This window comes from Actinocorallia sp. B10E7 (assembly GCF_039871655.1).
GTDB lineage: Bacteria > Actinomycetota > Actinomycetes > Streptosporangiales > Streptosporangiaceae > Actinocorallia.
In genome coordinates, this window is sequence record NZ_JBDPLZ010000015.1 from 45,718 (window position 1) to 58,763 (window position 13,046).

A 13,046-nucleotide genomic window follows, 5' to 3' on the forward strand; every position below is an offset into this window, starting at 1 on the left:
GCGAAGCTCACAGCGGAGAGCGACGATCCGAGACCGAGGAGTGCCCATGCCCGAGATCATGAGCAACCCCGCCTCCGGCACCCCCTGCTGGGTGGATCTCGGGGTGCCGGACGCCGTGCTCGCCCGGCGCTTCTACCACGCGCTCTTCGGCTGGGACTACCGGGAGGGCGGCGAGGAGTTCGCCCAGTACCTCACCGCCATGAAGAACGGCAGGAAGGTCGCAGGGATCATGGGCGGGCAGGAGCTGCACAACTCCTGGTGGTGCCTGTACTTCGCCGTCGACGACTGCGACCGGGCCGTCCTCAGGTCGGTCGAGGCCGGGGCCGAGATCATCGCGCCCACCGTGGACGTCGGGCCGCTCGGCCGCACCGCCCTGCTCTCCGACCCGCAGGGCGCCTGGTTCGGCTTCTGGGAGGGGCACCGGCACGTCGGCTCCGAACTGGTCAACGAACCCGGCTCCTTCATCTGGAACGAACTCATCACCACCGACACCGCGAAGGCCGCCGACTTCTACTCCGCCGCGCTGCGGGCCGCCGTCACGCCCATGAAGGAAGGCTTCGACCACCTGACCGTCGACATCGAGGGGCACCCGGTCTGCGGGCTCTACGGGGCCTCTCCCGAGCAGGTGAAGGCGGCCCAGGGCGGCAAGGCCGCGTGGAAGACCTACTTCGCGGTCGAGAACGCCGAGGACGCCGCACGGACCGCGGAGGCCGAGGGCGGCCGGGTCGTCCAGGGCGTCACCGGCTCACCCTATGGGCGGTTCGTGGTGATCCTCGACCCGTTCGGCGCGGAGTTCGCCGCACTCGAGCCGCCCTCGGCGCAGTGAGGGCCGGGACTCAGCGGGACATGCCGCGGATCAGGTCGGAGACCTTCACGATGCCCAGGCAGCGTCCGATCTCGTCGGTCACCACGAGGTCGTCGTAGACGCGGTCCTCCTCCCGCCCCGCCGCGCGCAGGGCGGCGATCGCCGGGACGCTCCGCGGCACCAGCCGGGGCTCGTCGGCGAGCCTGGCCGCGGGTTTGCGGGCGTGCAGGGCATGGCCGTACGCGCCGGAGAAGGCCAGCAGGAACCGCGCCCGGTCCACGGTGTAGCGGGGGCGCTGCCGGGCGTCGACCAGCACGATGCTCGACGGGCTCCGCTCGGTGGACAGGACCTCCAGCACCTGGGCGGCGCTGACGTCGTCCTGCATGGTCACGGCGGGCAGGACGTACTCCGACACCCGGGGGCCGAGGTCCGCGGCCGGGTCGTGCCGCGGCGGCTCCCCCACGGGGACGAGCGCCTTGACGGGCTGCCCGGGCCGCCAGTCCGGCGGGGTCAGCAGCGGTCCCTGAGCCAGCCGCACGCCCAGGGAGTGCAGCCGGGCGAGCTGCTCCTCGCTCTCCACGCCCGGGGCCAGCACACGGGTGCCGAGCCGGTGGGCGACGGTGACGAGCGCCTCGACCAGAGCGGTCTTGCGGCTGCCGGAGGCGGCGTGGCGGGCCAGATCGGGGTCCAGGCGCACCAGATAGGGGGTGCCCTCGACCAGGACGTCCAGCGGCGCGTGGGTGGTGCCCAGGCCGCCGAAGCCGACCAGGTAGCCCACTTGGCGCAGGTCGGCGATCCCGGCGCTCACCGCGCCGCGCAGGGCCGGGGCGAACCCGCCGGTGACGCAGACGATCACCTCCTGCGGCCGGCGCCCGGTCTCGTGCAGTCCCTGGTGGAGCCGGGTCAGCATGCTCCTGCCGAGGGCGACCGTCTCGGCCCGCACGGTGATCTGGAGGGGCAGCCTGGTGGACTGGCCGGAAAGGGCCCTGGCCCCCTCGAGTGCCCTGCGGACGTCCTCGGAGGCGGGGTCGACGGACCCGGGGGCCCCGGGGGACGGGCCCACCCGGGTCTCGACGGCGACGACGTTGCCCGAGCCGAGGTCGACCACGGGCTGGAAGAGCGCGTTCTCGGCGACTCCTACAGGAGGCCGGATGTCAAGAACTGCCACATGAGCCATGATGCCGCCCGGAACCAGCGAAAACCGGACCGGTAAAAGGACGTTCATTGAGAATTCGCCGAAACGGCTGCGCTCACATGTCGCTGGTGAGGAAGATCGACACGAGATAGGTGACGGCCGCCAGACCGGCCAGCCAGGGCAGCGGGCCCAGCGGCTGCTCACGCAGCGCCTGCACGACGATGGCCGCCACCACGCCGGCCACCAGCACGTCGCCGGTCATCGCGGCGGAGCGCAGGTGGCTGCGCCCGTTGCGGCCCCGGCCGAACGCCTCGCTGATCACCAGCGCCGACTCCTCCCTGCGGTAGGCCAGCTGCAGCCCGTAGGCCACCAGCACCAGGCCGGCGACCACGCCGGCGGCCGTCGCCTCCCGCGTGTAGAGCAGCGCCGCCACCCCGACGCCCGCGAGCATCGCGAATCCCGGCACCAGCCACCCTTGACGTCCACGTCGTTCCGGAGCAAGCCACATGCCCCCCATCCTCCCGCAGATCGGCGCCTGATGTGGATCTTTCCCGCGCGCCGAAAATCGTGGCGCGGACCGGCCGAAGTGCTCCTCGGCGTTTTCGGGCGGTCCATCCGTATCTCTTCCGGCACCCCTCCGGCTCCGGCCCTCCTCCTCTGGAGTGAGCCGGAGGTCGCTCCACAGGCCGGTGCGACCACGGCGGTCCAATGGTTAGGGTGCTGGACGTGGCGCAGTTTCGAATGAACGGCTCTCGCATGCTGGCCGTCGACCTCATGGGCGAGACGATCCGCGCCCTCAACGGGTCGATGGTCGCCTACGAGGGCCAGATGCAGTTCAAACGACAGGGCATGACCGGCGGCGAGGGGCTCATGGGCGCGGTGCGCCGCCGGGTCGCGGGCGAGTCGGTCACCCTGATGGAGATCTCCGGCCAGGGCACCGTCTACCTGGCCCACGAGGCGACCGAGGTCAACCTGGTGCCGCTGCAGGGCGACACCCTGCTGGTGGAGTCCGAGAGCCTGCTGGCGTTCGACGGCCAGCTGCGCACCGGCGTGCAGTTCACCGGACTGCGCGGCATGACCACCGGACAGGGCCTGGCCACCACCAAGGTCGAGGGGCACGGCATGGTCGCGATCCTCTCGGACGGCCCGGCGATCGCCCTGGAGGTGACCCAGGGCCAGCCGCTGAGCGTCGACCCGCAGGCCTACGTCGCCCACCGCGGGCAGCTCCAGCAGGACTTCGTCACCGACGTCAACTGGCGGACGATGCTGGGCCAGGGCTCGGGCGAGAGCTTCCAGCTCAGGTTCAGCGGCCACGGCCTGGTCTACATCCAGCCTGCCGAACGCGGAGAAGGACTGGGGGCGGAGGTCTGATGCCCGGTTACAGCCCCATCAACGGCAAGATGCTCCAGGTCCCGGTCGGTCCGGGCCAGGAGGTCTACAGCAAGCGCGGCGCGATGCTCGCCTACACCGGGGCGGTGCGGTTCGCGCCGACGGCCACCGCGGGGGCCGGGATCGCCGGCACCCTCGGGCGGGCCATGGCCGGCGAGAGCACGCCGCTCATGCACGTCACCGGGCAGGGCAGCGTGATGCTCGGCCACCACGGACTGCACGTCGAGGTCGTCGACCTGCGGGGCGACACCCTGTACGTCGAGGCCGACCGGCTGCTGGTCTACGACGCCTCGCTGCAGAGCGGCACCATGTTCCTCGGCGAGCAGGGCGGGCTGTCCGGCGTGATCCGCGGCCAGATGACCGGTCAGGGCCTGTTCACCACCACGCTCACCGGGCACGGCTCGTGCGCGCTGCTCTCGCACGGCGGGGTGGTCCAGCTGCCCGTCCAGCCGAACCGGCCGGTCTACGTCGACCCGCAGGCCTATGTCGCCCACCGCGGGCAGATCCAGAACAAGCTGCACACCGCGCTGGGGCTGCGCGACCTCATCGGGCGCGGCTCGGGCGAGGGGTTCCAGCTGGAGCTGACCGGCCAGGGTGTGGTGTACGTCCAGGCCAGCGAGAGGAAGATCTGAGATGGGTTACCCGCCGCAGCCTCCCTACGGCCAGCCCGGATACCCCCAGCAGGGCGGCTACCCGCAGCAGCCCGGTTACCCGCCCCAGCAGGGCGGCTACCCCCCGCCCGAAGCTCTGGGCGGTTACGGCGCCCCGCCCGCGCCGACGCCGGTGGCCACGTTCAACGCCTCGACGCTGCCGGAGAACGACAACGTCAACCCCTACGCCTTCTCGGTGAGCCTCAACGGGCAGTGGTTCATCCAGAAGGGCAAGATGATCGCCTACTACGGGCAGATCGGGTTCGAGGCGTTGTCGGCCGGACCGCTGGACTCGCTGGTGGCCGGGCACTTCCACTCCCCGCTGTACGCCCACGACTGGGTGGTGGCGCAGGGACAGGGCAGGCTGCTGCTGGGCGACCGGGGCTTCGATCTGAACTCCTTCGACCTGGAGGACGGCAACCTCACCATCCGGGCGAGCAACCTCCTGGCGTTCGAGCCCCGGCTGACGCTCAAGCAGTCGATCATCCCCGGGTTCCTCACCCTGCTGGGCTCCGGCAAGTTCATCGCCTCGTCCAACGGCCCGGTGCACTTCGTCGAGCCGCCGATCCGGGTCGACCCGCAGGCACTGCTCGGCTGGGCCGACCTGCCCTCCCCCTGCCACCACTACGACCACTCCCACATGCGGGGGGTGCTGGGCATGGCCCGCGGCATGTTCGGCATCGGCGGCACCTCGGGCGAGGAGCACCAGTTCGAGTTCACCGGCCGGGGAACCGTGCTGATGCAGTCCTCCGAGCAGGTCAGGGAGTCCCCCGCCATGCTCAGGGAACTGGAGGGCCAGGTGGGCATGCTCGGGGTGAGCGGCCTGCAGCGGCTCAACCAGGTGATCTCCCAGCGGCTCTCCGCCGAGCAGCAGCAGGGCCGGTCTTCCGGCGGCTCGGGATTCATCGGCGGTTTGCTGGATTAGCCCGGCTTGCCGCGGAGTTGACGTTTCGGCGGTCCTTTCCGAGCATCGGACTGTGCGTTCGCGATCGACGCGCCTCCGTGACTCGGGAAGGACCCCGCCATGCGCACCCGCCCGGCCTATGACGCCATCGCCCTGTTCGCCCGGTGCGCCGTAGGGGTCGTCTTCCTCGTCCACGGCTGGCAGAAGGTCGAGAACGGCGTCAACGCCACCTCCGCGGCGTTCGACCTGACCGGCGTGCCACTGGCCAAGGCCGCGGCCGTCTACTCCACCTTCGTGGAACTGCTGGGCGGCGTCGCCCTCATCGCCGGCCTCGGCCTCCCCCTCGTCGGTGCCCTGCTCTTCCTCAACATGGCCGGCGCCTTCGCCTTCGTCCACTACGACCGAGGCCTGACCGGCCCCGAGGGCTCCGAACTGGTCCTCGTCCTGGCCGCGGCCTCCCTGCTCTTCGCGGCGGGCGCGGGCGGGCGCCTCACCGTCGACAACGCCCTCTCCGTCCACCGGCGCCGCACCGCCGAACTCGCCGCGGACTTCCCGCCGCCGCCCGAGACCGAGGACATCCCGGGCTCCGACCGGCACCCCGCCTCCCCCAGCACCGCTCCGGACACGGGACCGGACGGCGTCGCCGCCCCGGAGCCGCCCGGTTCCGGCTCCCCGAAGCCGCCCGGTTCCGGCGATGTCCCGGTCGCCGGTCCCGCCCCCGGTGACGTCCCGGTCGCCGGAGCACGGGGCAGGAAGGCGAAGTAGAGGGCCTTCCTCAGGAGAAGGAGGCGAAATAGGAGGCGGCCATGTCCTCGCCCGCGTGGCCTTCGGCCATGGCGCGGCGGAAGCGTTCGGCACCCGCGGCGGTGACGTACAGGTGGACGCCCGCCTCCTTGGCCGCGGCGAGGATCAGTTCGGTGTCCTTCTCCGCGGTGGCCACCGCGAAGCTGGGAGTGAAGTCCCGGGAGCGGATCGCCTCCGCCTTCATCCGAAGGTAACCGGCGTCCAGTCCTCCGCCCGCCACGAGGTCCAGGAAGTCTCCGGGGTCGACGTCCAGTGCCTCGGCCAGGGAGATCGTCTCGGCCACTCCGTGGGTGAGGGCGAGCACCCAGTTGTTGACGACCAGCTTGAGACGGGTGGCGCGGCCCGGCTCGGAGCCGACCCAGACCGTCCTGCTGCCGACCGCCTCGAAGATCGGGGCCAGCGGCACCCGGACCTGCTCGGGCCCCGAGGCCAGCACGGTCAGCTCGCCGCGCTCGGCCGGGACGCGGGTGCCCAGGACGGGGGCGTCGACGTAGACGATCCCGTTCTCCGCGGCGAACCCGGCCAGGCGCGGGGCGTCGTCGAGCGCGGCGGTGGACGACTGCGCCCACAACGCCCCCGGGCGCAGTTCCGGCGCGGCCTCCCGCATGGTCTCCAGCGCCGCCCTGCCGTCGAACAGGACGGTCAGCACGACCTCGGCCCCGGCCACCGCCCCCGCGGGGGTGTCCATGACCAGCGCGCCGTCCGCGGCGAGCGGCGCCGCCTTGTCCCTGGTGCGGTTCCAGACCCTGACCCGGTGCCCCGCCCGCAGCAGGCTGCGTGCCATCGCCGCGCCCATGATCCCCGTGCCCAGCACCGCCACGTCCATGGCCCGCTCCCCTCTCGACGCCGTTTCCCTCGATCTTCGCATCCGGCCGCAGCCCCCCGGGCCCAGGAACTGAGAGCGAGTCAGGGAACACGGCTGTTGCCGGTCCGCGGACCAGGCGTCCGCCGGTCCTCAGGTGACAGGGAAGAAGAGTGACCGTTACCCTGGGGAGGAACGTGCTCTTATGAGCGAACTCTTACTGATGAACACGGGTGTGCCGGGAAGTCTGGTCGGCGATGTTCTTGTCGTACTCGCCGCCAGATCAGGAGCCTCTCTGTGCGCCTTCCCTTCTCGAAGGACTCCCAGACCGCCTCGGACCGTAACGGCAACCGCCGGATGGAGAACCTGGCGGAGTTCCTCCGAGAGGAGACCACCGGCGGGCGGCTGCTGCTCGCCGCGACCCTGGTGGCCCTGCTGTGGGCCAACCTCGCACCCGGCACGTATGAACGCCTCTGGGGCCTGGAGTTCGGCCCCTCATGGGCGCACCTGCACCTCTCGCTCTCCCACTGGGTCGCCGACGGGCTGCTCGCGATCTTCTTCTTCGTCGCCGGCATGGAGGTCAAGCGCGAGCTGACCGTCGGCGAGCTCGCGGGCTGGAGGGCCGCCGCGCTTCCGCTCCTGGCCGCGGCCGGAGGCATGATCATGCCCGCGCTGATCGCGCTGGGCGTCTCCCGGGGAGCCGCGGCCGAAGGCGGCGCGTGGGCGGTCCCGGTCGCCACCGACATCGCCTTCGCGCTGGGGGTGCTGGCGCTGGTCGGCTCGGCGCTGCCGAGCGGGGTGCGCGTCCTGCTGCTGTCCATGGCCGTGATCGACGACCTGGGCGCGATCGCGCTCATCGCCGTCCTGTTCACCAAGGGTTTCAGCCTGCTGTGGTTCCTGGCGGGGCTCGTGCTGTGCGGCCTCTACTGGCTGGCCCAGAACCGGCGGTGGACTCCCCTCCCGCTGATGATCCCGCTGGTCGTGGCGGCCTGGGTCTGCATCCACGCCAGCGGCGTCCACGCCACCGTCACCGGCATCATCCTGGGCCTGCTGACCCCGGTCGTCGCCCGGCCGGGCGAGGAGGAGTCTCCCGCGTCCCGGCTGGAACACCGGCTGCACCCCTTCTCCGCCGGGTTCATCGTGCCGCTCTTCGCCCTGGCGGCCGCCGGGATCGGCCTGGGCGCCATCGGCGACACCCTGCGCGACCCGATCGCCCAGGGCGTCTTCTTCGGCCTCCTGGTCGGCAAGGTGATCGGCGTGTTCGGCGGGGCCTGGCTGGCCGTGCGGCTGCGCCTGGGCGAGCTGCCCGGTGGCATCGGCTGGGCCGACGTGTTCCCGGTGGCGGTCCTGGCCGGCATCGGGTACACCGTCTCGCTGCTGGTCGCCCAGCTGACGACCGACGACCCGGACGCCGTCGCCCGCACGTCCACCGCGGTGCTGGCCGCCTCGCTGCTCGCCTCGCTGCTGGCGCTGGGCCTGCTGAAGGTCCGGGCCAGAGCCCATCGATGAGATACGGGTATGACGGATCCGGGAGGGAGCCTCCCCGGCGCGGAGTGTCGGTCATCGTTGGTACCTTCTTCGCCGGTAGTCCAAAGGGGGGACCGGTGACACCGGTGATGGCCAAGACTCACGGGCCCGGCTGACGATGCCGGTACTCAGACACCCCGCGCAGGTGATCGTCGGCGGCTTCGGGTTCGCGATCCTCATCGGGACGCTCCTGCTGCTGCTGCCGGCGGCCACGAGCTCCCCGGGCTCGGCCACGCCGCTGGCCGCGCTGTTCACCGCCACCTCGGCGATCTGCGTGACCGGGCTGATCGTGGTGGACACCGAGACCCACTGGTCCACCTTCGGCGAAGTCGTGATCATGGCGCTGATCCAGGCGGGCGGGCTCGGCATCATGACGCTGGCCACCGTGTTCGCGCTGCTGGTCTCCGGCCGGGTCGGGCTGCGCGCCCGGATGCTCGTCCAGACCGAGACCAAGACCCTCTCGGCCTCCGACGTCCGGCGCGTGGTGCGCAATGTGGTGATCTTCAGCCTGGTGTCCGAACTCCTGCTCACCGTGGTCCTCACGCTGCGGTTCGCCCTGGGCTACGGCGAGGGCCTCGGCCGCGCCTCCTACATGGGGGTGTTCCACGCTGTCTCGGCGTTCAACAACGCCGGTTTCGTCCTGTGGCCCGACAGCGTGGTGCGGTTCGCCACCGACCCCTGGATCTGCCTGCCCATCGCGTTCGCCGTGGTGGTGGGCGGGCTGGGCTTCCCCGTCGTGTTCGAACTGGCCCGCTCCTGGCGGCGTCCGAGCCGCTGGTCGGTGCTGACCAGGATCACCCTGGCGGTGACGGTCCCCCTGCTGGTGCTGGGCACCGCGGCGTTCACGATCTTCGAGTGGAGCAACCCCGCCACCTTCGGCGCCCTCCCCGAGTCCCGGCGGGTCATGGCGGGCTTCTTCACCGGCGTCATGCCGCGCTCGGGCGGGTTCAGCCTCATCGACATCGCCGAGATGCGCTCGGAGAGCTGGCTGGTCACCGACATCCTCATGTTCATCGGCGGTGGCAGCGCCGGCACCGCGGGCGGCATCAAGGTCACCACCTTCGGGCTGCTGGCCTTCGTCATCTGGGCCGAGCTGCGCGGCGAGGACCAGGTGAACGTCGGTCACCGCAGGCTGCCCAGCGCGGTGCAGCGCCAGGCCCTGACGATCGCGCTGCTGGGCGTCGGGCTGGTGGCCCTGGGCACCTTCGTCCTGCTGTCCCTGTCCCGGCAGAGCCTGGACGAGGTGATCTTCGAGGCGATCTCGGCCTTCGGCACCGTCGGGCTGTCCATCGGGGCCACCACCACCTCGATGCCCGTCCCGGGGCAGGTCCTGATCGTCGTGCTGATGTTCATCGGCCGGATCGGACCCGTCACACTCTTTTCCGCGCTCGCCATGCGGGAACGTACCCGTCATTACGAACTACCCGAGGAGCGACCGATCGTTGGCTGACAGAGACAATCTCCCCGTCGTGGTCGTCGGCCTCGGCCGGTTCGGCAGCTCACTGGCCCTGGAGCTCACCCGGCTGGGCACCGAGGTCCTCGCCATCGACCACCGGCCCAAGATCGTGCAGGCGCTGGCCGGCGAGATCACCCAGATCGTCACCGCCGACGCCACCGACCTGCAGGCGCTGCACCAGCTGGGCATACCCGACTTCCAGCGGGCCGTGGTGGCCATCGGAAGCGACATCGAGGCCAGCATCCTCACCACCTCCCTGCTGGTGGAGGTGGGCATCGAGGACATCTGGGCCAAGGCCATCAGCCGCCAGCACGGCCGGATCCTGGAACGCATCGGCGCCACCCACGTGGTGCTGCCCGAGCACGACATGGGCGAGCGCGTGGCCCACCTGGTCAGCGGCCGGATGCTGGACTACGTCCAGATCGACCCCGACTTCGTCCTGATCAAGACCCACCCGCCCCGGGACCTGGTGGGCGTCCCCCTGGGCGAGGCGAAGCTGCGCCGCAAGTACGGCGTCACCATCGTCTGCGTCAAGAGCAAAGGCGAGGACTACACCTACGCCACCCCCGACACCGTCCTGCAGTACGGCGACATCATCCTGGTCGTCGGCCCCACCGCCAAGGTGGAGCGCTTCACGACCCTCTGACGCCCGCCCCGCCCGAAACGGAAGACCCCGGCCCCTCCCGAAGGGAGGGGCCGGGGTCTGGTGTGCGGGGATCCGTCAGACGTTGAAGCCGAGGGCGCGGAGCTGCTCGCGGCCGTCTTCGGTGATCTTGTCGGGGCCCCACGGCGGCAGCCACACCCAGTTGATCTTCAACTCGTCGACCAGGTCCGCGGTGGCGCTCTGGGCCTGGTCCTCGATGACGTCGGTCAGCGGGCAGGCGGCACTGGTGAGCGTCATGTCGACGGTCAGCAGCCTGTGGCCGTCGGTCTCGGTGAGGTTGACGCCGTAGACCAGGCCGAGGTCGACGACGTTGATGCCCAACTCGGGGTCGACGACGTCGCGCAGGGCCTCGAGGATCTGCTCCTCCTCGTCTGAGGGGCCGGTCAGGGCGTCGAGGACTGCCTCTTCCGCCGCGTTGGTCTCGCTCATGATGACTTCTCCAGGGTCTGGGCGGTGGCGTCCTTCCAGGCCATCCAGCCGAGAAGGGCGCACTTGACGCGGGCGGGGTACTTCGAGACTCCGGCGAAGGCGACCGCGTCCTCCAGGACGTCCTCGTCGGGTTCCAGCTCGCCCCGGGACTGCATCAGCGCGAGGAACTCCTCGCTCAGGCGCATCGCGTCCTTGACGCTCCGGCCGATGATCAGATCGGTCATGACCGAGGCGCTGGCCTGGCTGATCGAGCAGCCCTGCCCCTCGTAGGACACGTCCTCGATCACCGAGTCCTCGCCGTCGGCGCCGGCGCCTTCGAGATGCACCCGCAGGGTGATCTCGTCGCCGCAGGTCGGGTTCACATGGTGGACCTCGGCCTCGTACGGCTCTCGCAGCCCGCGATGCTGCGGGTTGCGGTAGTGGTCCAGGATGATCTCCTGGTACATCGATTCCAGCTGCACTGTCTCAGACCGTCCCGAAGAACTTCTGCGCCTTGCGGATGCCCTCGGCCAGGGCGTCCACCTCGCTCAGGGTGTTGTACACGTAGAACGACGCCCGGGTGGTCGCGGGTATTCCGTAGCGGCGGCACAGCGGCCAGGCGCAGTGGTGTCCGACCCGCACCGCCAGACCCTGGTCGTCGAGGACCTGGCCGACGTCGTGCGGGTGGATGCCCTCCACCACGAAGGAGACCGTGGCGCCGCGGGCGGCGGTGTCGGCCGGGCCGATGATCCGCAGCCCCGGCATCGAGCCGATCTGGTCCAGGGCGTAGGCGGCGAGCGTGTGCTCGTGCTCCACGACCTTGTCCATGCCCAGAGCCGTCAGGTAGTCGCAGGCGGCGGCCAGGCCGACGGCCTGGGCCGTCACCGGCACTCCCGCCTCGAACCGCTGCGGCGGGGCCGCGTAGGTCGAGTGGTCCAGCTGGACGATCTCGATCATCGAGCCGCCGGTGATGAACGGCGGCATCGACTCCAGCAGCTCGCGGCGGCCCCACAGGACGCCGATGCCCAGCGGGCCCAGCATCTTGTGGCCGGAGAAGACCAGGAAGTCCGCGCCCAGATCGGCGACGTCCACCGGCAGGTGCGGCACCGACTGGGCGCCGTCCACCAGGACGAAGGCCCCGAACCGGTGCGCCCGCTCGGCGATCTCCTTCACCGGGTTGACCGTGCCCAGCACGTTGGACTGCTGGGTGAGCGCCACCAGTTTGGTGCGCTCGCCCACCAGCTCCTCGATGTTCGACAGGTCGAGCCTGCCGTCCTCGGTCAGCCCGAACCAGCGCAGCCTCGCGCCGGTGCGCCGGCACAGCTCCTGCCACGGGACGAGGTTGGCGTGGTGCTCCATCTCGGTGACCACGATCTCGTCGCCGGGACCCACCTTGAACCGCTCCGCCGACGGCCCGAAGGTCGCGGCGTTGCTCAGCGAGTAGGCGACCAGGTTGATCGCCTCGGTCGCGTTCTTGGTGAACACGATCTCGCCGGCCGGCGCGCCGATGAAGCGGCCGATGGTGGCGCGGGCCTCCTCGAAGGCGTCCGTGGCCTCTTCGGCCAGCAGGTGCGCGCCTCGGTGCACGGCGGCGTTGTGCCGCTCGTAGAACTCGCGCTCGGCGTCCAGGACCTGGCGCGGCTTCTGCGAGGTCGCGCCGGAGTCCAGGTACACGAGCGGGTGCCCGTTCCTGACCGTCCGGTCCAGGATCGGAAAGTCCTTCCGGATCTCCTCCGACAGCAGAGCCATGGCTTTTACACGCCCGCCTTCGTGTACTTCTCGTAGCCTTCGGCCTCGAGTTCCTCGGCCAGCTCCGGACCGCCCGCCGCGACGATGTGGCCGTCGGCGAAGACGTGCACGAAGTCCGGCTTCACATACCGCAGGATGCGGGTGTAGTGGGTGATCAGCAGGACGCCGGTCTCGCCGGAGGCGCTGAAGCGGTTGACGCCCTCGGAGACGACCTTGAGCGCGTCGACGTCGAGGCCGGAGTCGGTCTCGTCCAGCACCGCGACCTTCGGCTTGAGCATCTCCAGCTGCAGGATCTCGTGGCGCTTCTTCTCGCCGCCGGAGAAGCCCTCGTTGACGCTGCGCTGGGCGAACGCCGGGTCCATCTGCAGCTCGGCCATGCGCTCCTTGAGCTCCTTGGAGAACAATCGCAGCTTGGGCGCCTCGCCCCGCACCGCGGTGACGGCGGTGCGCAGGAAGTTGGACACCGAGACCCCGGGGACCTCCACCGGGTACTGCATGGCCAGGAACAGGCCGGCGCGGGCCCGCTCGTCGACCTCCATCGCCAGGACGTCCTCGCCGTCCAGGGTGACGGAGCCGGACGTCACGGTGTACTTGGGGTGGCCCGCGATGGCGTAGGCCAGCGTGGACTTCCCGGACCCGTTCGGGCCCATGATGGCGTGGGTCTCCCCCGCCTTCACCGTCAGGTTGACGCCCTTGAGGATCTCCTTGTCGGCGACCGTCACATGCAGGTCGCGGATCTCCAGCGTGGCCATG

Annotated in this window: 15 protein-coding genes; 8 read left to right on the forward strand and 7 right to left on the reverse strand. The window is 70.8% G+C overall.

Annotated elements, in window-relative coordinates; genetic code table 11:
* Window positions 1–46: 46 nt before the first annotated feature.
* A complete protein-coding gene (locus ABGB12_RS32630; RefSeq protein ID WP_347683986.1) occupies window positions 47–826 on the forward strand; it encodes a VOC family protein in 780 nt (259 codons plus the stop codon).
* Between the two features lie 10 nt (window positions 827–836).
* Here the strand turns inward: ABGB12_RS32630 and ABGB12_RS32635 are convergent, their stop codons facing one another.
* On the reverse strand, window positions 837–1,973 hold the full coding sequence (locus tag ABGB12_RS32635) for an EAL domain-containing protein (RefSeq protein WP_347683988.1): 1,137 nt from the start codon (window positions 1,971–1,973) through the stop codon (window positions 837–839).
* A gap of 82 nt (window positions 1,974–2,055) precedes the next feature.
* Complete coding sequence (locus ABGB12_RS32640) at window positions 2,056–2,406, reverse strand: ABC transporter permease (RefSeq protein WP_347683990.1); 351 nt, start codon at window positions 2,404–2,406, stop codon at window positions 2,056–2,058.
* Window positions 2,407–2,666: 260 nt separating this feature from the next.
* Here ABGB12_RS32640 and ABGB12_RS32645 point away from each other — a divergent pair, with 260 nt between their 5' ends.
* From ABGB12_RS32645 to ABGB12_RS32660, 4 genes are all read left to right on the forward strand, one after another.
* A complete protein-coding gene (locus tag ABGB12_RS32645; RefSeq protein ID WP_347683992.1) occupies window positions 2,667–3,311 on the forward strand; it encodes an AIM24 family protein in 645 nt (214 codons plus the stop codon).
* The gene (locus ABGB12_RS32650; RefSeq protein WP_347683993.1) at window positions 3,311–3,961 is read left to right on the forward strand and encodes an AIM24 family protein; all 651 of its coding nucleotides are present in this window, start codon (window positions 3,311–3,313) and stop codon (window positions 3,959–3,961) included. Before ABGB12_RS32645 ends, ABGB12_RS32650 begins: the two co-directional genes overlap by 1 nt.
* A 1-nt stretch (window position 3,962) precedes the next feature.
* Window positions 3,963–4,904 carry an AIM24 family protein gene (locus tag ABGB12_RS32655; protein ID WP_347683995.1) on the forward strand — a complete coding sequence of 314 codons (942 nt, stop codon included), beginning with the start codon at window positions 3,963–3,965 and terminating at the stop codon, window positions 4,902–4,904.
* A gap of 99 nt (window positions 4,905–5,003) precedes the next feature.
* A complete protein-coding gene (locus tag ABGB12_RS32660; RefSeq protein ID WP_347683997.1) occupies window positions 5,004–5,648 on the forward strand; it encodes a DoxX family protein in 645 nt (214 codons plus the stop codon).
* 10 nt (window positions 5,649–5,658) lie between these two features.
* On the opposite strand, the gene ABGB12_RS32665 is transcribed toward ABGB12_RS32660, so the two are convergent.
* Window positions 5,659–6,513: an NAD(P)-dependent oxidoreductase gene (locus tag ABGB12_RS32665; RefSeq protein ID WP_347683999.1), complete on the reverse strand. Its 855-nt coding sequence runs from the start codon at window positions 6,511–6,513 to the stop codon at window positions 5,659–5,661.
* A 273-nt stretch (window positions 6,514–6,786) separates the two neighbouring features.
* On the opposite strand from ABGB12_RS32665, the gene nhaA reads away from it, so the two are divergent.
* The 3 genes from nhaA (at window position 6,787) to ABGB12_RS32680 (ending at window position 10,118) form a co-directional block, all read left to right on the forward strand.
* The gene (gene nhaA, locus ABGB12_RS32670; RefSeq protein WP_347684001.1) at window positions 6,787–7,998 is read left to right on the forward strand and encodes a Na+/H+ antiporter NhaA; all 1,212 of its coding nucleotides are present in this window, start codon (window positions 6,787–6,789) and stop codon (window positions 7,996–7,998) included.
* Window positions 7,999–8,134: 136 nt separating this feature from the next.
* Window positions 8,135–9,466, forward strand: coding sequence for a potassium transporter TrkG (locus tag ABGB12_RS32675; RefSeq protein WP_347684003.1), 1,332 nt, complete (start codon window positions 8,135–8,137; stop codon window positions 9,464–9,466).
* Window positions 9,459–10,118, forward strand: a complete 660-nt coding sequence (locus ABGB12_RS32680) for a TrkA family potassium uptake protein (protein WP_347684005.1) — start codon at window positions 9,459–9,461, stop codon at window positions 10,116–10,118. The genes ABGB12_RS32675 and ABGB12_RS32680 overlap by 8 nt, the downstream gene beginning before the upstream one ends.
* A gap of 75 nt (window positions 10,119–10,193) precedes the next feature.
* On the opposite strand, the gene ABGB12_RS32685 is transcribed toward ABGB12_RS32680, so the two are convergent.
* The 4 genes from ABGB12_RS32685 to sufC are packed head-to-tail and all read right to left on the reverse strand — an operon-like array spanning window position 10,194 to window position 13,045.
* The gene (locus tag ABGB12_RS32685) at window positions 10,194–10,565 is read right to left on the reverse strand and encodes a metal-sulfur cluster assembly factor (RefSeq protein WP_347684007.1); all 372 of its coding nucleotides are present in this window, start codon (window positions 10,563–10,565) and stop codon (window positions 10,194–10,196) included.
* The gene (gene sufU / locus ABGB12_RS32690) at window positions 10,562–11,026 is read right to left on the reverse strand and encodes a Fe-S cluster assembly sulfur transfer protein SufU (protein ID WP_347684009.1); all 465 of its coding nucleotides are present in this window, start codon (window positions 11,024–11,026) and stop codon (window positions 10,562–10,564) included. The genes ABGB12_RS32685 and sufU overlap by 4 nt, the downstream gene beginning before the upstream one ends.
* A 4-nt stretch (window positions 11,027–11,030) precedes the next feature.
* Window positions 11,031–12,293 (reverse strand): cysteine desulfurase, encoded by a 1,263-nt coding sequence (locus tag ABGB12_RS32695; RefSeq protein ID WP_347684011.1) that lies wholly within the window; start codon window positions 12,291–12,293, stop codon window positions 11,031–11,033.
* 5 nt (window positions 12,294–12,298) lie between these two features.
* Entirely contained in the window at window positions 12,299–13,045 is a 747-nt protein-coding gene (sufC, locus tag ABGB12_RS32700; RefSeq protein WP_347684012.1) for a Fe-S cluster assembly ATPase SufC, read from the reverse strand.
* Window position 13,046 lies beyond the last annotated feature (1 nt).

Bases quoted from the DNA above. Each gene is read 5' to 3' on its own strand.
- ABGB12_RS32630 (WP_347683986.1), top strand. From the start codon at position 47: ATGCCCGAGATCATGAGCAACCCCGCCTCCGGCACCCCCTGCTGGGTG.
- ABGB12_RS32650 (WP_347683993.1), top strand. From the start codon at position 3,311: ATGCCCGGTTACAGCCCCATCAACGGCAAGATGCTCCAGGTCCCGGTC.
- ABGB12_RS32655 (WP_347683995.1), top strand. From the start codon at position 3,963: ATGGGTTACCCGCCGCAGCCTCCCTACGGCCAGCCCGGATACCCCCAG.
- ABGB12_RS32660 (WP_347683997.1), top strand. From the start codon at position 5,004: ATGCGCACCCGCCCGGCCTATGACGCCATCGCCCTGTTCGCCCGGTGC.
- ABGB12_RS32665 (WP_347683999.1), bottom strand. From the start codon at position 6,513: ATGGACGTGGCGGTGCTGGGCACGGGGATCATGGGCGCGGCGATGGCA.
- ABGB12_RS32675 (WP_347684003.1), top strand. From the start codon at position 8,135: ATGCCGGTACTCAGACACCCCGCGCAGGTGATCGTCGGCGGCTTCGGG.
- ABGB12_RS32685 (WP_347684007.1), bottom strand. From the start codon at position 10,565: ATGAGCGAGACCAACGCGGCGGAAGAGGCAGTCCTCGACGCCCTGACC.
- ABGB12_RS32695 (WP_347684011.1), bottom strand. From the start codon at position 12,293: ATGGCTCTGCTGTCGGAGGAGATCCGGAAGGACTTTCCGATCCTGGAC.
- sufC (WP_347684012.1), bottom strand. From the start codon at position 13,045: ATGGCCACGCTGGAGATCCGCGACCTGCATGTGACGGTCGCCGACAAG.